A 21336-nucleotide genomic window follows, 5' to 3' on the forward strand; every position below is an offset into this window, starting at 1 on the left:
CGAGCCGTTGCGCGAGTGCACCCCGCGCCGCCCCAGCCAGTACAGCGCCAGGTCCCCGGCGAACGCGGCCAGCGAGGAGACCCCGAAGACCAGCAGCAGGCCGAACGGCAGCGACTCCTGATGGAACGCCACCACCGCCGCCGTGCTGACCAGCGCCCCGGTCGGGATGACCGGCACCAGCGCACCCAGCGCCACCAGGACGAACAGGGTCGGCAGCCCCACCGCCTGCTGGGTGGATTCCGGCGGGACCTGGGCGGCGGCCTCCGCGAGCCGGAGCAGGGCCGAGGGCGCGGAGGACATCGTCACGGCAGCCGTACCCGCTCGCCGTGCGCCGGTACCCGTACCGTCACCTTCGGCGCCTCCCGCCGCGCGCACCGCGCGAACTCCTCGCCCGGCGCGTGGAATTCGTGCGGCCGCACCGCGTCCATCCCGATCGGCCAGTACGTCCCCCAGTGCACCGGAACCGCCGCCGCCGGCGCCAGCAGGGCCAGCGCCCGCGCCGCGCCCGCCGCGTCCAGGTGCCCCGGACCCAGGTAGGGCCCCCAGCCGCCGACCGGCAGCAGGGCCACGTCCACCGGCCCGACCTCGTGGGCCATCGAGTCGAACAGCCCGGTGTCCCCGGCGAAATAGGTGCGGGCAGAGCCTTCGACCACGTAGCCGAGCGCGGGCGCGAGCTGCGGCCCCAGCGGCAGCCGGCGCCCGTCGTGCCGCGCGCTGACCGCCCGTACGCGCACCCCCGCGCCCCCGGCGCCGTCGCCCACCGCCACGACGTCGCCCGGCCCCACCTCCGTGACGGCCAGGCCCCGCACCCGCGCGACGCGGGCCAGCCCCGGCACCGCCCGCCGCGCCCCGCGGGGCACCAGGAGCCGGGTCCCCGGCGCCAGCCGCGCCAGCGACGGCAGGTGCAAGTGGTCGGCGTGCAGGTGCGAGACGAGCACCGCGTCGGCGACCGCCGCCTCCGCCGGGGGCAACGCCCCGCGGCGGCGCCGCAGGTGCGCGAGGCGCCGCGCGAACAGCGGGTCCGTCAGCAGCCGGACACCGGAGTCCTCGACGGTGCACGTCGCATGGCCCCACCAGGTGATCTCCACCGGTCCCCGGTCTCCCTCCCTCGTCCCGCTCCCGTCGAGCCTAAAGGCTGCCCCGTGGATCCGCCCGGAACCGGCCCTCCACGCCCCCTCCTCCCCGGCGGCGGATCGGAGTAGGGTCGGGCGGCATGGATGAGCTGCGCGTGGCCGCGATCGCCAGCCTGGCCCCGCTCGAGGATCTGGACGCCGATCCCTTCGCCGTCGACACCCGGAGCCAGCACGCCATGTGCGCCCGCTGGGCCGCCGGCCGGGGCTACGTGGTGACCCGCCAGCTCCTCGTCTACGGGCTGCGCGCCGACCACTGCGGACTGTGGAACGACGTCGACGCCGGCCGCGTCGACCTGTTCGTCACCGCCAACCACCGGGTGCTCGCCCGCGCGCTGCGCTCCGTGGAGGAGTTCACCGCCGAGTGCGAGCGGCGCGGCGTACGGCTGGAAACCGCCGGTCTCGACGAGCCGAGGTACACCTCCGCGATGAAGGCAGAGGTGCACCGCCGCCTCTCCATGCCGACCGCCGGCTACGACGGCACCTAAACACCCAGGCACCCAGGCGCCCGGGCACCCGCCGCCCAGGCACCTGAGCGACGGGCCGTCGCCTTCCGTACGCATATCCGCCACCCGTGTCATCCGCCCGGGTGGGCCCCGTTGTGCGAGCCTGGACGGTGGGACGGGGGCCCGGCGGCGCGGTGCGGGCCACGGTGGTGAGGCGGGTGCGGACGTGTCGCGAGGCCGGTGGCGGAGTGCGGGCAGCGCCCTGGTGCGGGTGCTCGTCGTGTGGGCGGTGTCGACCCTCACCATGCTCGTCCTGGCCGGCGTCCTCCCCGATTTCCGGCTCCAGGCCGGCGAGGGCGGCGACCGCGACAGCATCACGCAGATCGGGCTGACGGCCGCCATCGGCGCCGGGGCCTTCGGTCTGCTGAGCGCGCTCGTCTGGCCGGTTCTCGTCCGTGCGCTGCTGCTCGTGCCGGCCCTGGTGCTCGGCCTGCTGGTCTTCTTCCTCAACGGCTCGCTGCTGCTGATAGCACTCAGCCTGATCCCGGCCGGGCGCGGTGCGGCCGCCCCCGAGACCGCGGTGGTCGTCGCCGCCGTGATGTCCGCCGTCGCGTCCGCCACCTCCACCGCGCTGGCCGTACGGGACGACGGGGCCTACCGGCGCAGGCTGTACCGGCTCGCCGACCGCCGCCGGCGCCGGCAGCGCCGCGAGGGACGGCCCCGCGCCGGCGAGGCCGCGCCCGGCCTGGTCTTCATCCAGCTCGACGGCGTCGGGTACGAGGTGCTGCGCAACGCGGCGGGCAGCGGTCTGATGCCGACGGTGGCCGACTGGCTCGACGGCAGCCACCGGCTCACCTCCTGGCGGACCGACTGGTCCAGCCAGACCGGCGCCAGCCAGCTCGGCATCCTGCACGGCTCCAACTTCGACGTACCGGCCTTCCGCTGGTACGAGAAGGACACCGGCGACGTGGTGGTCTGCAACCGGCCCACCAGCGCCGCCGAACTCCAGCGCCGCGCGATCGAGCGCACCCGGGACGGCGGACTGCTCACCCTCGACGGCGCCAGCCGCGGCAACCTCTTCAGCGGCGGCGCGGACCAACTGGCCCTCGTCCTGTCGGTGTCCGCGCGGCGGGGCCGGGACAACCGCTCCCGCGCGGGCTACTTCGCGTACTTCTCCGACCCGGCGAACGCGGTCCGCACCGCGCTGTCCTTCGTCGCCGAAGTGGCCCGCGAGATCACCCAGTCGGTACGCGGCCGCCTGCGCGGGGACCGGCCGCGCATCGCGCGCGGCGGGCTCTACCCGCTGATCCGGGCCTTCGCGACGGTGGTGGAGCGGGACGTCGTGGTCGCCGCGGTGATCGGAGACATGCTGGCCGGGCGCGCCGCGGTCTACGCCGACCTGGTCGCCTACGACGAGGTCGCCCACCATTCGGGCCCGCGCGCCCGGGACACCGAGCAGGTGCTCGCCCGCCTCGACCGCAGCCTCGCCCTCATCGCGCGGGTCGCCGAGCACGCGCCCCGGGAGTACCGGATCGTGCTGCTCTCGGACCACGGCCAGAGCCCGGGGGAGACCTTCCTGGGCCGCTACGGGCTCACCCTGAAGGACCTGGTGCGGGCCGGCTGCGGGCTGCCCGTGTCCCGGCGGGCCGGCCGCACCCGCAGCGGGGCGGAGGCGCGCGCCGCCGTACGGGCCGCCCTGCACCGGCCGGTCGAGGAGGCGGCCGAGGAGGCGCACCCGGGGCCGGGCCCGGACCCGGTGGTGCTCGCGTCGGGGAACCTCGGGCTGATCTCCTTCCCGGACCTGCCCGGCCGGGCGTCGAGGGAGCGGATCGAGCGGGCGTACCCGTCGCTGCTCACCACCCTGGCAGGCCATCCCGGCATCGGGTTCCTGCTGGTCGACGGCGTGGTGCTGGGGCCCGCCGGGGCCGAGGCGCGGCTGGACGAGCCCGGTGCGGCGGAGGAGCTGCTCGCCCCCTTCGGGCCGGGTGCGGCGCAGGCGGTCCGGCGGACCGACACCTTCCCGCACGTGGCCGACGTGATGGTGAACTCGGCGTACGACCCGGAGACGGGCACGGTGCACGCCTTCGAGGAGCAGATCGGATCGCACGGCGGGCTGGGCGGGGAACAGGGGCACCCGTTCCTGATGTGGCCGGTGGAGCTGTCCGAACCGGTGCCCGGGCCGGGCGGGGAGCTGGTGGGCGCGGAGGCGGTGCACGAGGTCCTGAGCCGCTGGCTCCGCGAGGCGGACGGCCCCCAGGTACCGGTGGCCCAGCACCGCGCAGGGGCGGGTCCCGCGGCGTAGCTTGGAAAGGGACAGCCAGGGGGGCTCCAAGGGGGTCGCCATGTCCGCGATCAGCAAGAGCATCGACATCGACCGCAGGCCCGAGGACGTCTACACGTACATCACGGACCCCACGCACCTGCCGGAGTGGCAGGACAGCGCGGTCTCCGCCGTACCGATGGGCGACCTCCCCGTCCACGTCGGTTCGAAGGTCGTCGTCACCCGGCAGATCGGCAAGCGGAGGATGCCCACGACCATGCAGGTCATGGAACTCGACCCGCCGAGGAGCTGGCACTTCCACGGCGTCGACGGTCCGGTCCGTCCGGACGTGCGGGGCCGCATCGAACCCCTCGACGGCGGGACCCGGTCCCGTGTCACCATCGCCGTCGACTTCGAGAGCCACGGCCTGGGCAGGGCGCTCGTACCCCTCGCGGTCAAGCCCATGGTCCGCAAGGAGATGCCCCGGAGCGAGGAGAAGCTCAAGCACCTCCTGGAGCACACCGCCACCTGAGGACGAGGTGGCCGCAAGGCCCGGAAGGCCCGGAGGACCGGGGAAAACCAGGTGCTCCGGGACTCGCCGTGCGCCCAGACTGTGCGCACCGCGTACCCGGACCACCGAAGGACGATCCCACCCGTGCAGGCTGCCGTCACCGTCACCCCCGCCCAGCTCCCCGAACTGCTCCTCGGGCTCGCCACCGTGCGGCCGGTGTTCCTGTGGGGGGCTCCCGGCATCGGCAAGTCCTCGCTCGTGCGGAAGTTCGCGGACTCGCTCGGCCTGGAGTGCGTCAGCCTGCTCGGCACGCAGCTCGCCCCCGAGGACCTGATCGGCGTACCGCAGATCCGTGACGGCCGCTCCGTCTTCTGCCCGCCCGAGGCCATCGCCCGCGACGAGCCGTACTGCCTCTTCCTCGACGAGCTCAACGCCTCGAGCCCGGACGTCCAGAAGGCCTTCTACTCGCTCATCCTCGACCGCCGGATCGGCTCGTACGAGCTGCCCGCGGGCTCCATCGTCATCGGCGCGGGCAACCGGGCCACGGACAACGCCCTCGCGCGGCCCATCGCCTCCGCGCTCGTCAACCGGCTGACCCACGTCCACCTGCAGGCCTCCGCGCGGGACTGGCTGGTGTGGGCCGGCGAGCACGGCATCCACCCCTGGGTCACCGACTACCTCACCGACCGCCCCGACCACCTCTGGTCGCAGCCGCCGAAGACCGAGGAGCCGTTCTCCACGCCCCGCTCCTGGCACATGCTCTCCGACGCCCTGCACTCCTTCGGGCCGGACCTGGACGAGCAGACTCTGAAGGTCGTCGCGCACGGCACGCTCACGCCCGCGCACGCCGTCTCCTTCTGCGGCTACGCGAAGATCGTCCGCCACAGCTTCGGCATCGAGGCGATCATCAAGGGCGACGCCTCCTGGCCCACCCGCCTCGCCGACCGCGACCTGCTGTACTACCTCGCCGAGGCCTTCCGCGGCCGCCTGATCAAGGAGCTGCCCGCGCAGCGCGAACACGTGTCGCCCGCCGTCCGGCAGACCGCGTACCGCGCCAAGTCCCTGCTCGTGCAGCTCGCCGAGATCTCCGTCGAGGTGGCCCAGACCGTCATCGCCGACGACGCCGACGGACTGCCGGTGCTGCCCGGCTGGTTCCTCATCGAGGCCGCCCGCGACATGCCCCGCCTGGTCGAGGCCCGCCGATGAGCCGCGGCGGGCGCGGCAAGGAGACCAAGCCCGACCCCGCGACGCAGGCCTTCGCCGAAGGCCTCGCCCTGGTCAAGCGCAACCCGGCCCTCGCCGCCGTCGAGGCCGACATCTGCCGCCAGGCCAAGTGCGAGTCCACCCCGGCCGGGGGCCTGGCCGCCGTGACCTCCAACGGCACGCTCCACGTCCACCCCACCAAGCGCGTCGATCCGAAGGAATGGGCCTGGACGATCGCCCACGCCCTGCTCCACCTCGGTTTCGGCCACGTCCCCGCCGCCGAGGACGAGGACCGGCCCCAGCCCGACCGCTTCGACCTCGCCGCCCGCTGCACCGTCGTCAACCGCTTCCTGCTGACCTTCCCCGTCGGCCGGGCCCCGGACCACCTCCCCGCCGAGTACCCCGGCGGCGACGAGGAACTGCTCGCCGCCCGCTGGCGCCGCGACGGCATCCCGGCCGCGTACGAGCACTGCGGCACCTCCGGGGACCACCCCGACCAGGTCCTGGTGGCCTGGCGCACCTGGGGGACCGCGGCGCCCCCCGACTGGGAGACCGCCTTCGCGCACGCACTGACCCGCAGCGTCTCCGCCGCGATGGACGTGGCGGGCGGCCGCCGCGACCCGGCCACCGGAGAGCGGGTGCGCCAGCATCCCTGGGACCGGGCACTGAACTGGTTCGTCTCCTCGTACCCGCTGCTCGGCGGCCTCGCGAGCGGCCTGCGGATCGTCGCCGACGCCGAACTCGCCCGCGCCGAGTCCATCGCCGTCGCCGCCGTCAGCGCGAGCGCCGGCGAGATCTACGTCAACCCGCTGCGGAGCCTCACCGACGGGGAATGGCGGTTCGTCCTGGCCCACGAGATGCTGCACGCCGCCCTGCGCCACGGAGAGCGCCGCGGCGCCCGCGACCCGTACCTGCACAACGTGGCCGCCGATTACGTGGTCAACGGCTGGCTCGTGGAGATGGAGGTCGGAGAGATGCCCGAGGGGCTGCTGTACGACCCCGGGCTGCGGGACCTGTCGGTCGAGGAGGTCTACGACCGGATCACGACCGACCTGCGCCGGATGCGCCGGCTCGCGACCCTGCGCGGCAAGGGCCTGGGCGACATCCTGGGCGAGCCGCTGCTCCACCCGGGGAGCGGCCCGTACTCCGATCTGGACGACTTCTACCGGCGCGGCCTGGTCCAGGGCTTCGACCTGCACGAGTACGGGGAGCGCGGGCTGCTGCCCGCCGGGCTGATCCAGGAGATCCGGGCCATGGCCCACCCGCCGGTGCCGTGGGACGCCCGCCTCGCCCGCTGGTTCGACGAGTACGTGCCGCGTCCCGTGCCCGTACGGTCCTACGCGCGCCCGGCGCGCCGCCAGGCCTCCACCCCGGACATCCCCCGCGCGGGCCGGCACTTCCCGCCCGAGGAGATCGCCCGCTGCACCTTCGGCGTGGTGCTCGACACCTCGGGTTCCATGAACGCGGCCCTGCTCGGCAAGGCGCTGGGCGCCATCGCCTCGTACGCGGAAGCCCGCGACGTACCGGCGGCACGCGTCGTGTTCTGCGACGCGGCGCCGTACGACGCGGGCTATCTGCCCCCGGCTGTACTTTCTGGGCGAGCCCAGGGCCGCTTGAAGGTGCGCGGCCGGGGCGGGACCGTCCTGCAGCCGGGCATCGACCTGCTGCAGCGGGCGGAGGACTTCCCGCCCGGAGCCCCCCTGCTGGTGATCACCGACGGGGAGTGCGACACCCTGCGGATCCGGCGCGAGCACGCCTTCCTGGTTCCGCAGGGTGCCTCCCTGCCGTTCACACCCAAGGGGCCGGTCTTCCGGCTGACCTGAGCTGACCTGACCGGCCCGCCCGGCCCGCCCGACCGGTTCTAGTCGAGGTAGTCGCGCAGCACCTGCGAACGCGACGGGTGACGCAGCTTCGACATGGTCTTCGACTCGATCTGGCGGATGCGCTCACGGGTGACCCCGTACACGCGGCCGATCTCGTCGAGGGTCTTCGGCTGGCCGTCGTTGAGGCCGTAGCGCATGGAGACCACGCCCGCCTCGCGCTCGGAGAGCGTGCCCAGGATGGACTGGAGCTGCTCCTGGAGGAAGGTGAACGACACCGCGTCGGCCGGCACGACCGCCTCGGAGTCCTCGATGAGGTCACCGAACTCGCTGTCGCCCTCCTCACCCAGGGGGGTGTGCAGGGAGATCGGCTCGCGGCCGTACTTCTGGACCTCGATGACCTTCTCGGGGGTCATGTCGAGTTCCTTGCCCAGCTCCTCCGGAGTGGGCTCCCGGCCGAGGTCCTGGAGCATCTGGCGCTGGACGCGGGCCAGCTTGTTGATGATCTCGACCATGTGGACGGGGATGCGGATCGTGCGCGACTGGTCGGCCATGGCACGCGTGATCGCCTGGCGGATCCACCAGGTCGCGTACGTGGAGAACTTGAAGCCCTTGGTGTAGTCGAACTTCTCCACGGCGCGGATCAGACCGACGTTGCCCTCCTGGATCAGGTCCAGGAAGAGCATGCCGCGGCCGGTGTAGCGCTTGGCCAGGGAGACCACGAGGCGGAGGTTGGCCTCCAGCAGGTGGTTCTTGGCGCGGCGGCCGTCCTCGACGAGGATCTCCAGCTCGCGCTTGAACGCGGGCTTGTGGTCCTCCTCCTCTTCGAGCTTGTACTCGGAGAAGAGACCGGCCTCGATGCGCTTGGCGAGCTCCACCTCCTGCTCGGCGTTGAGCAGCGGCACCTTGCCGATGAGCTTGAGGTAGTCCTTGACGGGGTCGGCGGTGGCGCCGGCGACCATGACGGTCTGCGCCGGGGCGTCGTCCTCGTCGTCGTCGGACAGCACGAAGCCGGCGCTGCCGCCCGTCTTGGGCGCGTCCTTCTCGTCGTCGGCGTCGAGGTCCTCGGCTGCCCAGTCCTCGCCCTCGGCGACCGGCGGCTCGGCCTCGTCGCCGTCCTTGGCGGTCTTCTTCGTGGCAGCGGTCTTCTTCACTGCCGTCTTCTTCACGGCGGTCTTCTTGACCGTCCGCTTCTTCGGCGCGGCGGCGGCCTCGGCCGCCACCTCCTCCTCGGTGCCGGAGGCCGACGGGTCGGATATCGCCGCGGCGGTGGCGGGGGCCGCCGTCTTGCGCGCGCCGATGAGGCGCGGCGGGGTGGCGGCCTTCTTGGCGACGGTGCGAGCCGGGGCGGCGGCCGCCTTGCGCGGCTTCTTGGCGGCAGCCTTCGTGGCGGGCGCGGCGCTGACGTGCAGCGCGACGCCCTCCTCGTCCAGGACCTGGTTCAGGCTGCGCAGGACCCGCTTCCACTGGTCCACCGGGATGCGGCCGGCCTCGAAGGCCTGGCGCACGTCATCACCGTTGATGTGACCCTGCTCGCGGCCGCGCTCGACAAGAGCGACCAGGGCCTCGGATTCGGCGATCTCCGTGGGGAACGTACGGGACGGGCTGAGCGACACAAGGAGCCTCTCGTTGCGAACAGATAAGGGGTGGCGGGACATCATCGCGCGAACTCGGGAAACAGACCCGAGGGGGGTTTGTATTCCGAGCCGCACGAGGACACCTGTCGGTTCATCGCACGCCCGAGTAGATTCGTTACGCGCTGAATTGAGTGACCTGCGCCACGCTGTGACCGGGCAACCGATCGGTGGTGGCCGCGTCCGCCCGTTTCGTCAGCCCGTTTTGCGGGCCTCGATGAGGAATCGGGCGGTGTGCGCGACGAACGGGCCGTCGCGTTCGATCTGTTCGTGCAGCTCGCGCAAGCGGTCCCGGTAGTGCCCGACCGTGAAACCGGGCACCATCCAGATCACCTTCCGGAGAAAGTAGATCACGGCTCCGATGTCGTGGAACTCCGTCCGCAGCCGTTCCGAGCGCAGATCGACGACTTCCAGCCCGGCCTTCGTGGCGTCGGCGACGGCGTCGTCGGGGTGCCGGCCGCGCCGGACCTCCTCCGGCTGAGGGCCCAGGAAGTACTCGACGAGCTCGAAGACGCTCGCCGGACCGACCTGCTGGGAGAAGTACGTTCCGCCGGGCCGCAGCACCCGTGTGATCTCGTCCCACCAGATCGTCACCGGATGCCGGCTGGAGACGAACTCGAAGGCCTCGTCGCCGAACGGCAGCGGGGGCTCGTCGGAATCCGCGACCACCACCGCGCCGAGCGGGTGCAGCAGCCGGGTCGCCTTGTCGATGTTCGGCGGCCAGGACTCGGTGGCGGCCGTCAGCGGGGGCAGCGGTCCGGCTCCGGCCAGTACCTCCCCGCCGCCGGTCTGGATGTCCAGGGCGGAGCGGACCCGGGCCAGGCGCTCCCCGAGGAGGCGCTGGTAGCCCCAGGAAGGGCGCTGCTCGCTGGCGCGGCCGTCGAGCCAGGAGAAGTCCCAGCCGTCCACGGACACGGATTCCGCTTCCGCGACGAGATGGTCGAAAGAGGGCGTCATGTCTCGATCGTCCCAGCTCGGGCGCCGCACAACCACCGGATTGATCGGGCCGGGGCCCACACCGGGCCACCCGGGGGTTCGCCTACACTGGGCGGCGGGCCGTGACTGGCGTTCGGGTGGATCACCACCGGGGAGCGGCCCGGCGTACCTCCGTACGTCGACTGCCGCGCGCCTGGGCGAACCGCGATCCCGCAGCGACGCTCAGGAGACCCCATGACGACTGCCCAGACCGTTCCCGGCGCCCAGACCGAACCCTCGGAGCAGACCGGCCCGACGGGGCGCACCGCCCGGCTGATGGACGGCACGGCCCTCGCCCGCCGCATCTCGGAGCGGACCGCCGAGTACGCCGCGAAGATCACCGAGCGCACCGGCACCGCGCCGTGCCTGGCGACCGTGCTGGTCGGCGAGGACCCCGCGTCCGTCACGTACGTCCGCATGAAGCAGAACCGTTGCGCCAAGGCCGGGATCACCTCCCGCCACGTGGAACTGTCCGCCGAGACGACCACCGAGGAACTGGTGGCCACCCTCACCGCGCTCTCCGAGGACCCGGAGATCAGCGGCATCCTGCTCCAGCACCCCGTCCCGCACCACATCGACGAGCGCGCCGCCTTCGAGGCCATCGCCCCCGGCAAGGACGTCGACGGGGTCACCATGCACTCCTTCGCCGCCATGGGCTTCGGACTGCCGGGCTTCGTCTCCTGCACCCCCGGCGGCATCATGCGCCTGCTGGAGGCCTACGACGTGGACCTGACCGGCAAGCACGCCGTGGTCGTCGGCCGCAGCGCGATCCTGGGCAAGCCCGCCGGCATGCTCCTCCTGGAGCAGAACGCCACCGTCACCTACTGCCACTCCCGCACCGTGGACCTCCCGTCGATCGTGCGCCAGGCGGACGTGCTCGTCGCCGCCGTCGGCAAGGCCGAGTTCATCCGGGGCGAGGACATCAAGCCGGGCGCCGTGGTCCTGGACGCCGGCTACAACGAGGGCAACGTCGGCGACGTCCACTTCGAGTCGGCCGCCGCCCGCGCCTCGCTGATCACCCCCGTGCCCGGCGGCGTCGGCCCGATGACCATCGCCGTGCTGCTGGAGCAGACCGTCCAGGCGGCCGCCGCCCAGGCCGGACTGGCGCTCGCGGACCTCTGACCCCCGCCGCGCTGCCCTCCGGTACGACCAACGTCCCGGGCCCTCGGGCCCGGGACGTCGCGTATCCGGCGGTAACGGGCCGAAAGACCGATCCCGGCCGGGGCCCCCGTCGCTGCAATGAATATGTGAACGCATCGATGGACATGCAGAAGAAGCGCCACCCGCGCGGGCTCGCCACCCTCGTCCTCGCGGAGCTCTGGGAGCGCTTCAGCCTCTACGGCATGGTCGCCATCCTCGTGCACTTCCTGGCCGCCTCCCGCGCCCACGGCGGCATGGGCCTCCACGAAGGCACCGCCGAGGCCGTCGAAGGCGTCTACATGGCGATGATCTCGCTGCTGGCGCTGCCCGGCGGCTGGATCGCCGACCGCTTCCTCGGTGCCCGCCGCGCCGTCCTGTGGGGCGGCGTGGTCATCATGGCCGGCCACGTCCTCATGGCCGTCCCGAACCCGGTCTTCGTCTGGCCCGGCCTGGTCCTCATCGTCATCGGCACCGGGCTGCTCAAGCCCAACATCTCCGCCCTCGTCGGCCGGCTCTACGCCCCCGAGGACGACCAGCGCCGCGACGCCGGCTACTCGATCTTCTACATGGGCATCAACCTGGGCGCCGTCATCGCCCCGCTCGTCGTCGGCTACCTCGGTGAGGAGGTCAACTGGCACCTCGGGTTCGGCGCCGCCGCCGTCGGCATGGCCCTCGGCCTGGTCCAGTACGTCCTCGGCGGCCGCAAGCTCTCGCGGCAGCTGCGCACGGAGCCGGTGGTCCGGCTGACCCCCGCCGAGCGGGCCAAGGTGCGCAGGTCCTCCTCGTACGGTCTCGTCTTCACGGCCGTCCTGATCGGCCTGCTGGCCGCCGCGCACGCCCTGAGCATCGACAACATCACCTTCGTGCTGACCGTCGTCGCCGTCGTGGTCCCGGCCGGGGTGCTGTACTCGATGTACCGCAGCCCGAAGATCGACCGGGTCGAGAAGACCCGGCTGCGCGCCTACGTCTGGCTCTTCCTGGCCGCGACGCTGTTCTGGCTGGTCTACGACCAGATGGGCAACGAGCTGAACCTGTTCGCCGCCCAGAAGACCGACCTGTCCCTCCTGGGCCGGCACATCCCCGCCAGTTGGACCCAGTCCCTGCCGTCCCTCTTCGTCATCGTCCTGGCCCCGGTCTTCGCCGCCTTCTGGGTCCGGCGGGGCAGGCACATGAGCACCCCGTTCAAGTTCGGCATGGCCCTGTTGCTGACCGGCGGCTCCTTCGTGGTCATGTCGGGGGCCGCGGCCATCGCCTCCAACGGCGTGAAGGTCTCGCTGATGTGGCTCGTGGGCGTGTACGTGATCCAGGTCATGGGCGAGATGTGCCTGAGCCCGGTCGGGCTGTCGGTCACCACGAAGCTCGCCCCGCGCGCCTTCACCAACCAGATGATGGGCGTCTGGTTCCTCGCCGCCGCCACCGGAGACGCCATCGGCGCGCAACTGCCGCGGCTCGACGCCGTCATCGGGCAGAGCTGGAACTTCCTCTGGCAGGGCGCGATGGTGATCGCGGCCGGTGCGGTGATGGTCTTCTTCACCCAGCGGCTCAAGGTCCTGACGGGTGAGGCGGCGGGCCGCGAGGCGGCACCGGCGGCCGCCTGAGGCGCGGCAGGGGGCCCGGGGGCACGGCAGGCGTCCCCGGGCGTGCGGGAGGCGTCCCGGTGCCCGTCGTCAGACCCCCGCGGCCTGGCGGCGGGCCTCCGCCACGATCGGGGAGGCCCGGAACTCGCGGGCCAGCTCGGTCAGCGGCCGGGAGTCCAGGCGGTACGCACCGCCGACGCCGGGCCCGGCATCGTCCGAGCGGGCCCCCACCCGGTCGGCGGCGGCCCGGCGCTGGCAGGCGGCCGCGAGCATGGCGGCGTCCGCCACCAGGGCGGCCTCCTCCTCGGTCCGGCCCTGGGCGCGGGCGGCCCCGTACGCCTCCTCGCGCACGGCGGGGTCGAACCAGTACACGAGCGCGAGGATGCCGTCGTCGATCACCGATTCGCGGTGGATCAGCCGGATGCCGACCGGCGACCACCAGGTCAGCGGCACGGGCCGCATCCCGCACGGGGAGAACCCGCGCAGTGCCGCCCAGAGCGGCCGCAGCCGCCGGTAGCGGCTGTAGTCCTGCCAGGGGGCCGAACCGCCGACCAGCGGCACGATGAACCCGGAGCCCACCAGCAGGGCCGTGGCGGCGCCCAGCAGCGGTGCCACGTAGGTGGACAGGTAGTCCAGGTCCCCGCCGCTCCAGTGCGCGCCCAGCGCGGTCCACTTGGCGACGAGGAAGCCCATGTCGAACGCGCCTCCGAGCATGACCAGCGCGAGTCCGGTGCGCAGCGGACGCAGCGAGGGCGTGGGCGGGTTGAGCCGGCGCAGCCACTTCCAGCACAGCGTCGTGAGCGCGACGGCGCTCACGGTGTGCGCCGACAGGTAGCAGATGATCATCTCGCGCAGCCAGGGCGTGTCGGCGTAGTACGTGTCCAGGTCCCGCAGCCGCTCGACCGGAGCCTCGCCCATGGCGAACAGGAGGACGATCGCCACCGCCACGGCCCCGTACGCGGCCACGGTCAGGCGGGTGGCCCGGCGCACGCCCGGGCTCGGGGTGCCGCTCCAGTGCAGGATCAGCACGATGCACGCGCCCGAGAAGGCGGTGAGCAGGCCGTAGACCAGGGGCGCCGAGAAGTTGACGACGCCGGTCAGCCGGTTGACGGCGACGATCGTCGGAGGCGCCGAGAGGAACACGGCGAGCGAGCCCACGACGAGGAGGGTGCACACGGCACGCATGAGGGGCTGGTCCCAGCCCCGGCGTAAGGTCGGCGCCTTGACGACCAGGGCCACGGCGATCACCGCCCCCGGCACGTAGAGGACGAGGCCTTCGATCATCGCGCCTGTCCGACGGGGTCGGCGGGTCCGGCGGTACCGGCGGTGTCGGCGGTGTCGGTGGTGTCGGCCCCGGAGCCCTCCGCGGGGGCGGCGGCCGGCCCGTCCTGGTCCAGGCCCGCGACCGTCCGCTCGGCGGCCGTCAGCGGCGCCGCCTTCAGGGCGCCCCGCTCCGAGGCGCGCAGCACCTCCCAGATCACCGAGGGGCGGACCCAGTACGTGGGCGCCCGGTTCATGGTGATGACCTGGAGCAGGGCGGCGGTGAGCGAGGCCTTGGTGGTGGCGCCGGTCATCAGCCGGTCCACGTACCCGTTGAGCAGTCCGGCCCCGGCGCGCGGCTTCACGCCGGTGGCACCCGGGTACAGGATGTCCTGCGAGGTGGCCAGGTCCCAGGCGACGGCCACCTGCGGGGCGATGACCCGCTGCGCCTCGCGGCCGATGGCCGGGTGCGAGAGGCCCTTGGCGCGCAGCAGCGTACGGACGGCCAGCACGCCCTGGGCGGCGACCGTCATGCCCTGGCCGTAGAGCGGGTTGAAGGTGGCGACCGAGTCGCCGACGGCGAAGAAGCCGTCGGGGAGGTCGGCCTTCTCGAAGAAGATGCGGCGGTTCGCGGTGCCCTGGGTGACGGAGACGTCGGTCAGCGGCTTCTTGCCCTCGAGGAGCTCGCCGACGATGGGGTCGCGGACCCCCTTGGCGAACGGGATGAACTCCTCGGGGTCGGCGGTGGGCTGACCGCCGCGGGTGCCGGACAGGGTGGCCTGCCAGCGGCCGTTCTCGATGGGGACGATCGTCGCGGTCCGGCCGGGCACGGGCACCCGCGGGTCGGACTGCACGTTGACGATGGGGAAGCCCATGGCGTGCGCGCCGTCGGGCGCCTCGAAGATGCGGGTCGCGTAGACGAGCCCGGAGTCCACCCCTGCCTCCTTGAGGCCGCTCACGCCGAGCGCCTCCAGCCAGGTGCGGGCCCGGGAGCCGCGGCCGCTCGCGTCGACCACGAGGTCGGCGGTGACCAGGCGGTTCGACCCGTCGGCGGTGTCCACGCGGACGCCGGTGATCCGGTCGGCGGTGCCCTCCAGGCCCCGGACGCGGCTCTGCTGGAGGGTGGTGACCCCGGCCAGCCCGATGACGCGGGAGCGGATCACCGAGTCGAGCAGGTCGCGGCTGCACGAGATGTTGAACTGCATCTCGCCGTGGCGCGGCAGCCAGCCCTGGGCGGTCTTGGTGACCAGGTCGGTGGGCAGGCTGCGGCGGAAGGCGCCGGCCGCCGTCCAGTCGTCGGTGATCCCGGGGAGGATCGCCTCGATGGCGCGCGCGCCACCCGACCACAGGAGGTGGGTGTGACGGGCCTGGGGGAGTCCGCGGCGGGGCTCCGGCCCGTCCGGCAGCGTGTCCGCCTCGATGATCGTGACCGTCGCGTGCTCGGCGAGGACGGCTGCCGCGAGCAGGCCGGACAGGCTGCCGCCGATGACGACGGCGTGCCGGGGCGGGAAAGACTTGGTCATCGTGGTGCTCTCTGTCAGGGCCGTGCGAAGGGGCATCGGCGGAGGAAGTGCGTCGGCGGGGAAGGCGGCGGTCAGCCGCCGTGCACGGTCACCGGGGCCGCGCTCAACGTCCCCAGCCGAACGAGCTCTTGATCCGTTCGATCGCTTCGGGGACCTGTTCCTCCCGGGGTGGTGGGAGGAACTCCTTGAGGATCTTGCCGAGGTGCAGGCCGAAGGTCTCCGCGCGGACCTCCGCGGGATCCTCCCGGTCGGCGGGGGTGGCCGCCTGCCGGACGACGGACCTCAGCAGCCCCCGGTCGGAGCCGAGCAGTCCGGCGAGACCGCCGGGGCGTCCGGTCAGCCGGGCGGCGACCGCGATGCCCGGACCGTGGCGGTCGCAGGTGCCCTCGTCCACGTGCCAGAGCTCGTGGCAGGCGATGACGAGCTGGTGTTCGGGACGGGTGCGCTCCTCGATGACGAGGAGGTCGCGCTCCTCCAGACCGAGCCACAGGCCGCTGGCCGTGTCGGGAGGGAACGAGGCGAACCGGAACTCGACCGGGCGTCCGCCGCGCACGCGCCCGTAGGCGCCGCACAGGGCCCCGATGATGTCGGCGGCCTCGGCCGGCGGGGTCAGGTCCGCGGCCGCCCGCAGGTCTTCGCCGAGCTTCCGCATGGCCCGTGTGGTCCTCATCGCGCTTCCCCCTCGGCGGTTCCTGCGTGGTCGGTGCGGTCGTGCGCGCCGCGCGGGATGGGCGCGGCCGGGCCGCCCAGCTGTCCCTCCCGCGCGAGCAGATCGTCCAGGTGGTCGGCCAGTGACTTCCAGCCCGCCGGGGAGAGCCGGCCCGCCCGCGTGACGATGCTGCGCACGTCGTGCGAGCGCATCACGGCGAGCATCGGGTTCTCGGCGGGCCGCTCCGCCGACTCCAGCTCGCGCTCGATCCCGGCGAGGGCGGCGGCCAGCGCCTCGGCGTCGTCGGCCAGCAGGAATCCGCTCTCGACCCCGTAGAAGCGCTGGATCCCGGCGGCCGCCGAGAGGTTGGGCAGTCCCTCGCCCTGGGCGAGGCGGGTCAGGGACTGGCCGGACGCGTCGAAGGAGCCGGCGATGGCGGAGAGGGAGTGGGGCTGCCCGTCCTCCCGGGGACGGGTGCGGCGCAGGTGCTCGAACCGGAGGCGCACCTGTTCCTTGAGCGGGAGCCGGGGCGGATTCCCGTCGAGGGTGAGCCGGATGGTCTGGGGCGTGATGCCGGTGAGGTACGAGAGGTGGTCGAGGTCGCAGGACGCGCCGGCCCCCCGGCCGGCCGACCCGGATCCCGGCCCGGTGATGGCCAGGGCCCGCTCCACCGCGCTCTTGCAGTCGGCGAGCAGGAAGCCGGCGTACACCCCGAAGAACCGCTGTACGCCGGCCGCGTGGCCGAGCCGGGGCAGTCCGGTGCCCGCGTTGAGCGGACCGAGGGAGGCGCCGGGGGCGTCGAAGTCCTCGGCGATGGCGGCGAGCGGCCATTCGCGGCCGTGCTTGTCGAGGCGGGTGGCGCGCAGCCGCAGGAAGCGCCGGTGCACCCGCTCGTACAGCGGCAGTTCGTCGGCGGTGCCGGCCAGCACCCGGGGGATGCGCGCCGGTTCGATCCCGGACAGGTGGCTGAGCCGCTCCACGGCGAGCACGTGCGCCGGGTCCTGGCCGCGGCGCTCCGCCGACGCCACGACGCGGGCCCAGGCCGCGGTGAGGTCGGGTCGGGCGGCGGCTGGCACCGGGTGTTTCTCCGTCAGTAGAGAGAAGGTTCGATCTGGTTGCGCTGTGTGAAGCCTAGCCCCCGGTTCCGTGGTGGAACAGGGAGACCCCCAACCTTTCTTTCCGTCCGTCTCAAAAAACGTGGGGACGCAGAGCCGCCCGCGGCGGCCATGACCCCGGAGGTAATCGACCCGGCCGGAGCCCCGGCGGCACAGTGGAGCCATCGGGTTCCGGGACCGCGCACTCGGCTCCGGAACCCGGGTCATACGTACCCCACCAGCGCATTCGATCCTCGACGGAGGCTGATCCGCCATGTCCGCAACCCTGCTCGCCGCCGTAGCCCGCACCACCGTCCCGCAGACCGCGCTGCGCCGCGTGCTCGCCCTCGACGCCGTCGTCACCGGCGCCAACGGGCTCGCCTACGCGGCCTTCTCCGCCCCGCTCGGCCGGCTGCTCGGGGTCGGACAGGGCCTGCTGCTGGAGCTCGGCGTCCTCCTGGCGCTCTACGGCGCCGGCGTCGGCCTGCTCGCCTCCCGCCGGCGGCCCCAGGCCTTCCCCGTGAAGCTCGTCATCGAGACCAACTACGTCTGGGCCGCGCTCAGCCTGGTCGCCCTCGTCGTCTGGTTCACCCCCACCGCCGCCGGGGCGGTGTGGATCCCGGCGCAGGCGCTCACCGTCGCCGGCTTCGCGCTCCTGCAGCAGCTCGCGCTGCGCGCGGACTCAGGGCGCCAGTGACCGCAGGTACTTCACCGTCGCGGGGTCCGCGGGGAGCAGGGTCTCGATGGCCAGCTCGGCGACGGTCACGTCCATCGGCGTGTTGAAGGTGGAGATGGAGGAGACGAAGGAGAGCAGGTGCCCGTCGTGCTCGATCCGCAGCGGAAGCGCGATGTACGGAACCGCTTCCTCCGGTTCGCTGTCGCCGGGCCGGTCCGCCACGGGGTAGGCCGCCACCTCCTCGTACAGGGCGCGCAGCGGAGCCGAACGGACCAGCGCGATCTGCCGCTCCATCTGCGCCAGCAGGTGCCCCCGCCACTCCCGCAGGTTGTGGATCCGCGCCGCCAGGCCGTCCGGATGCAGGGTCAGCCGCATCGCGTTGAGCGGACCGGCCAGCAGGTGCTCGGGCAGCCCGTCCATCAGCATCATGATGCCCCGGTTGGCCGCCACCACGTTGTACGTCGCGTCCACCACCAGGGCCGGATACGGCTCGTAGCCGGCCAGCAGCCGCTCCAGCCCCTCGCGCAGCACCCCCATCGACGGGTCGTCCAGCGGGGTGTGCGCGTACCGGGGCGCGTAACCAGCCGCCACCAGAAGGGTGTTGCGGTCCCGCACCGGCACGTCCAGCCGGTCGGCGAGCCGCAGCACCATCTCCTCGCTCGGGCGGGAGCGGCCGGTCTCCACGAAACTGATGTGCCGGGAGGAGGAGTCGGCGCGGCCCGCCAGTTCCAGCTGGCTGATCCCGCGCCGCTCCCGCCATGTGCGCAGCAAGGCGCCCACCGTCGATGGCGCAGTAGTCGTCATGACACGACGTTAACCCAGCCGGCTCAGCCGACGTCGAAGGCGTTGCGCAGGCCGAGCCGGTAGCGCCACCGGTCGTTGCGCTTGAAGGCCTCCACCTCCGGGGCCCGGTACAGCGGCCGGACCGTACACCGCGCCGCCGTCGAACCATCCCGGTCCAGCAGAGAGTTGACGGCCGCGCGGGCCGAGGCGTTGGCGCCCTCCATCGTCGCGAGGTCGATGTCGACCGAAACGTAGTCCCCGCTGAGGAAGAAGTTGGGGACGCGGGTGCCCGCGCTCGGCCGGTTGTGGAAGGTCCCCGTCGGGTGGATCAGCAGCTGGTCCTGGTTGGTGGGGTTCGGGGTTCCGGTCCCGTCCACCCCCGGGTCCAGGAACCACGAGTGCAGCTTCCCGTCCGAAAGCAGCGTCCTGCCGGTGTCGTTGAGCGAGGCCTTCAGCTGCGCCCACACCTCGCGGGCGATCTCCTCGCGGGTGCACTGTTTGGCCGTCTTCCCGTACAGGATTCCGGGCTTGTCCCATTCGGAGATGTCCACGGACAGGCAGTCCACCGCGACCCCGTCCCCGTAGTCGGCGGGGAAATCGCGCGCCGGCCAGTGCTCGGCCTGCTGGATCGCCGTCAACGACCAGGGCGAATCGATGCAGTTGAGGTGTCCGTGGACGAGGGGTGCGCGCTCGGTGAGATAGAACTGGATGCCCGTCATCCAGTCGGTCTCCAGCTTGTCGCAGCGGCCCAGCATCGGATCGGCCGCCCGCAGCGCGGGGCTCCAGGTGCGGCGGGCGTGCTCGACGGGCAGCGCGCTGACGTAGTGGTCGGCCGTGACGGTCCGGGCGGCGCCGGCCGGGTCCTCGACGAGGACCCCGCTCACGCGGCCGTCCCCGTACCGCACCTCGCGTACCGTCCACCCGATCTTGAACTCCACGCCCAGCGACCGCAGATGGGCCTCCCACGGGTCGATCCACGCCTCGTTGGTCGGCAGGTTCAGGATCCGGTCCGGCGGGCCGTCCGCGCCCCGCCCCAGCAGGTTGAAGACGAAGGCCTCGCCGAGCGTGCCGACCGTCCGGGTGGAGGCCTCCTCCGCCTTGGTCGCCACGATGTTGCGCGTGACGCCGATCGCGAGGATCCGCTGGTACTCGCTCGACATCTGCGCGGCCCGGGTGAACTCCCACCAAGGGGTGCGCTCCCACTGCTCGTTGCGCCGTTCGTCGCAGCTGGTGAGGAAGACGAGCGCGCGGTCCACGAAGTACGCCGTCTCGTGCAGCGGGAGACGGACCAGCGACTGGAGGATCCCGGTGAGGGCCCGGCGCAGTTCGTCGGGGGTCAGCTCAGCGGGGGAGTGGTCGGGCCACGGGATGGGCGCGCGCAGGTCCTCGCGGCCGGCCGCGCGGGCGAACATCATCTCGCGCGGGGCGACCAGGTTGTCCCAGACCCCGTTGACGTTGCCGGGGAAGGGGATGCGCCGCATCGTGTCCGGCAGGTTGTGGTAAATGCCGGGGATGAAGCGGAAGCCGTGCTCGGCGGGGCGCGGGCGGCGGCCGCCGCGCGCACTGCCCGGGACGTCCATGCTGCGGGCCTTGCCGCCGAGCGCCCGGCGCTCGTACACGGTGACCGCGTAGCCGCGTTCGGCCAGTTCGTGCGCCGCGGTGAGGCCGGCGACCCCGCCGCCGAGGACGGCGACGCTGCGCGCCTGCCCGGCCGCGGCGGGCCCGGGGGCGGCCGCGGTGCGGGCCGGGGCGGCTTCGGCCGGGGCGGCCACGGCCCCGGCGCCGGTCAACGCGCCGGCGGTGGCCGCGGCTCCCGCGATGAACGTGCGCCTGGAATTGCCTGTGCGCGTCACGATGGTGTCCCCTCGATACCCGGTCGATACCCAGCGGTATTACCGGCGGTAACAGTCACGTCCGGCGCAGGAGCATAGGGGTGGCGCGGTGGTCACGGAAGGCACGGAAGTACCCGCACGCACTATGGCGCGAAACCTTCCCTGTGGCCCGAGCTGTGGGAACCTTGACTTCACGTCAGGTCAATCGGGCAGTCGTGTACGGGGAAGGAGCCTGCGGATGTCGAGAGAGCCGCTTTCGCAGAAGGAGATCGAGGACCGGTTGCGGGAACTCCCGGGCTGGGCCTTCGAGGACGACCGGATCGTCCGCACCTACCGGCTGGGCGGCCACTTCGCGGCCAGCGCCCTCGTCAGTCATATCGCCGCCGTGCAGGAGGAGTTGAACCACCACTCCGACCTCACCCTCGGCTACAACACCGTCCGCGTCTCCGTGAACACGCACGACGCCGGGGACGCCGTCACCGACGCCGACTTCACCCTCGCCGAACGCGTCGAATCCCTCGCCCCCGCCCACGGCGCCGCCTGATGGCGACGGCACGACCCCTGCTCGACTACGACGCCGAGGCCGGGGCCTACGACGCCACGCGCGGCGGCGTCCCGCGCGCCGAGGCCGCCGCCGCGGCGGTCCTCGGCCTGCTCCCCGCCGGCACCGGCACCCTGCTCGACCTCGGCTGCGGCACCGGCATCGTCACCACCCGGATCGCCGCGGCCCGCCCGGGGCTGCGGGTCCTCGGCGCCGACGCCTCGTACGGGATGGCCGCCATGGCGCGCTCCCGGGGGGTCCCGGTGGTCCTCGCCTCAGGGA

General features: G+C 73.0%; 20 protein-coding genes and 1 riboswitch. Of the genes, 10 read left to right on the forward strand and 10 right to left on the reverse strand.

Translation table 11 applies throughout. The features are described from left to right. Positions 1-300: DedA family protein (locus ACWGDE_RS19520; RefSeq protein WP_453390254.1), on the reverse strand; the 300-nt coding region annotated here is incomplete at its 3' end. A 2-nt stretch (positions 301-302) separates the two neighbouring features. Then, positions 303-1088: an MBL fold metallo-hydrolase gene (locus ACWGDE_RS19525; RefSeq protein WP_453390238.1), complete on the reverse strand. Its 786-nt coding sequence runs from the start codon at positions 1086-1088 to the stop codon at positions 303-305. 125 nt (positions 1089-1213) lie between these two features. On the opposite strand from ACWGDE_RS19525, the gene ACWGDE_RS19530 reads away from it, so the two are divergent. The 5 genes from ACWGDE_RS19530 to ACWGDE_RS19550 all read left to right on the forward strand — a co-directional run bounded on the left by ACWGDE_RS19530 (position 1214) and on the right by ACWGDE_RS19550 (position 7373). Next, positions 1214-1618 carry a hypothetical protein gene (locus ACWGDE_RS19530; protein WP_214950668.1) on the forward strand — a complete coding sequence of 135 codons (405 nt, stop codon included), beginning with the start codon at positions 1214-1216 and terminating at the stop codon, positions 1616-1618. A 184-nt stretch (positions 1619-1802) separates the two neighbouring features. Continuing rightward, positions 1803-3878, forward strand: a complete 2076-nt coding sequence (locus tag ACWGDE_RS19535; RefSeq protein WP_453390239.1) for a phage holin family protein — start codon at positions 1803-1805, stop codon at positions 3876-3878. Between the two features lie 40 nt (positions 3879-3918). Further along, positions 3919-4368, forward strand: a complete 450-nt coding sequence (locus ACWGDE_RS19540) for an SRPBCC family protein (RefSeq protein ID WP_453390240.1) — start codon at positions 3919-3921, stop codon at positions 4366-4368. A 123-nt stretch (positions 4369-4491) separates the two neighbouring features. Continuing rightward, positions 4492-5553 carry an ATP-binding protein gene (locus tag ACWGDE_RS19545; RefSeq protein WP_453390241.1) on the forward strand — a complete coding sequence of 354 codons (1062 nt, stop codon included), beginning with the start codon at positions 4492-4494 and terminating at the stop codon, positions 5551-5553. After that, complete coding sequence (locus ACWGDE_RS19550; RefSeq protein ID WP_453390242.1) at positions 5550-7373, forward strand: vWA domain-containing protein; 1824 nt, start codon at positions 5550-5552, stop codon at positions 7371-7373. Before ACWGDE_RS19545 ends, ACWGDE_RS19550 begins: the two co-directional genes overlap by 4 nt. A 38-nt stretch (positions 7374-7411) precedes the next feature. Here ACWGDE_RS19550 and ACWGDE_RS19555 read toward each other — a convergent pair whose 3' ends face one another. Both ACWGDE_RS19555 and ACWGDE_RS19560 read right to left on the reverse strand, forming a co-directional pair. Beyond that, the gene (locus tag ACWGDE_RS19555) at positions 7412-8986 is read right to left on the reverse strand and encodes an RNA polymerase sigma factor (protein WP_453390243.1); all 1575 of its coding nucleotides are present in this window, start codon (positions 8984-8986) and stop codon (positions 7412-7414) included. Between the two features lie 213 nt (positions 8987-9199). Further along, the gene (locus ACWGDE_RS19560; protein WP_453390244.1) at positions 9200-9961 is read right to left on the reverse strand and encodes a methyltransferase domain-containing protein; all 762 of its coding nucleotides are present in this window, start codon (positions 9959-9961) and stop codon (positions 9200-9202) included. Between the two features lie 91 nt (positions 9962-10052). After that, positions 10053-10146: riboswitch (ZMP/ZTP riboswitch) on the forward strand. A 109-nt stretch (positions 10147-10255) separates the two neighbouring features. Here ACWGDE_RS19560 and ACWGDE_RS19565 point away from each other — a divergent pair. Both ACWGDE_RS19565 and ACWGDE_RS19570 read left to right on the forward strand, forming a co-directional pair. Beyond that, a complete protein-coding gene (locus ACWGDE_RS19565; protein ID WP_453390255.1) occupies positions 10256-11101 on the forward strand; it encodes a bifunctional 5,10-methylenetetrahydrofolate dehydrogenase/5,10-methenyltetrahydrofolate cyclohydrolase in 846 nt (281 codons plus the stop codon). Between the two features lie 125 nt (positions 11102-11226). Continuing rightward, positions 11227-12717, forward strand: coding sequence for a peptide MFS transporter (locus ACWGDE_RS19570; RefSeq protein WP_453390245.1), 1491 nt, complete (start codon positions 11227-11229; stop codon positions 12715-12717). Positions 12718-12786: 69 nt separating this feature from the next. Here the strand turns inward: ACWGDE_RS19570 and ACWGDE_RS19575 are convergent, their stop codons facing one another. From ACWGDE_RS19575 to ACWGDE_RS19590, 4 genes are all read right to left on the reverse strand, one after another. After that, entirely contained in the window at positions 12787-13980 is a 1194-nt protein-coding gene (locus tag ACWGDE_RS19575) for an MAB_1171c family putative transporter (protein ID WP_453390246.1), read from the reverse strand. Beyond that, on the reverse strand, positions 13977-15479 hold the full coding sequence (locus tag ACWGDE_RS19580; RefSeq protein WP_453390247.1) for an NAD(P)/FAD-dependent oxidoreductase: 1503 nt from the start codon (positions 15477-15479) through the stop codon (positions 13977-13979). Before ACWGDE_RS19580 ends, ACWGDE_RS19575 begins: the two co-directional genes overlap by 4 nt. Before the next feature lie 103 nt (positions 15480-15582). Beyond that, the gene (locus ACWGDE_RS19585) at positions 15583-16149 is read right to left on the reverse strand and encodes a toxin-antitoxin system, toxin component (protein ID WP_453390248.1); all 567 of its coding nucleotides are present in this window, start codon (positions 16147-16149) and stop codon (positions 15583-15585) included. Beyond that, the gene (locus tag ACWGDE_RS19590; protein ID WP_453390249.1) at positions 16146-17204 is read right to left on the reverse strand and encodes a hypothetical protein; all 1059 of its coding nucleotides are present in this window, start codon (positions 17202-17204) and stop codon (positions 16146-16148) included. The genes ACWGDE_RS19585 and ACWGDE_RS19590 overlap by 4 nt, the downstream gene beginning before the upstream one ends. A gap of 292 nt (positions 17205-17496) precedes the next feature. Here ACWGDE_RS19590 and ACWGDE_RS19595 point away from each other — a divergent pair, with 292 nt between their 5' ends. Beyond that, entirely contained in the window at positions 17497-17919 is a 423-nt protein-coding gene (locus ACWGDE_RS19595; RefSeq protein WP_453390250.1) for a hypothetical protein, read from the forward strand. Here the strand turns inward: ACWGDE_RS19595 and ACWGDE_RS19600 are convergent. Beyond that, a complete protein-coding gene (locus tag ACWGDE_RS19600) occupies positions 17905-18702 on the reverse strand; it encodes a helix-turn-helix domain-containing protein (protein ID WP_453390251.1) in 798 nt (265 codons plus the stop codon). The two genes, ACWGDE_RS19595 and ACWGDE_RS19600, sit on opposite strands and share 15 nt — an antisense overlap. Before the next feature lie 23 nt (positions 18703-18725). Continuing rightward, positions 18726-20534 carry a hydroxysqualene dehydroxylase gene (locus ACWGDE_RS19605; protein ID WP_453390252.1) on the reverse strand — a complete coding sequence of 603 codons (1809 nt, stop codon included), beginning with the start codon at positions 20532-20534 and terminating at the stop codon, positions 18726-18728. Positions 20535-20751: 217 nt separating this feature from the next. Here ACWGDE_RS19605 and ACWGDE_RS19610 point away from each other — a divergent pair, with 217 nt between their 5' ends. Both ACWGDE_RS19610 and ACWGDE_RS19615 read left to right on the forward strand, forming a co-directional pair. Next, a complete protein-coding gene (locus ACWGDE_RS19610) occupies positions 20752-21057 on the forward strand; it encodes a 4a-hydroxytetrahydrobiopterin dehydratase (RefSeq protein WP_453390253.1) in 306 nt (101 codons plus the stop codon). A 17-nt stretch (positions 21058-21074) separates the two neighbouring features. After that, positions 21075-21336 (forward strand): class I SAM-dependent methyltransferase (locus ACWGDE_RS19615; RefSeq protein WP_453390256.1); only part of this gene is annotated, 262 nt, incomplete at its 3' end.

The organism is Streptomyces sp. NPDC054956 (assembly GCF_053609185.1).